Annotated in this window: 1 protein-coding gene; it reads left to right on the top strand. The window is 47.1% G+C overall.

All coding sequences use genetic code 11. From position 1 onward, the window contains the following. The coding region (locus V6252_RS13820; RefSeq protein WP_341610803.1) for a chorismate synthase at positions 1–206 on the top strand (206 nt) is incomplete at both ends.

The raw sequence follows: 206 nt of genomic DNA, 5'->3' as shown, positions 1-206 counted from the left end.
CGTGAGACGGCTATGCGTGTAGCAGCTGGTGCTATCGCCAAGAACTACTTGCAAGAACGTTGGGGCGTACAAATCCGTGGGCACGTTACCCAAATCGGCAATGAGCATAGTAATGTCTTAGACCCGTGCCAAATTGACTGTGAGTTTGTAAATAGCAATCCGATCATCTGTGCATACAAAGAAGCGATTGGCCGTTTTGAAACTTT

It is taken from the genome of Psychrobacter proteolyticus (assembly GCF_038155145.1).
GTDB lineage: Bacteria > Pseudomonadota > Gammaproteobacteria > Pseudomonadales > Moraxellaceae > Psychrobacter > Psychrobacter proteolyticus_B.
The sequence above is the reverse complement of the archived record's forward strand: the minus strand, read 5'-3'. Positions and strand labels throughout refer to the sequence as shown.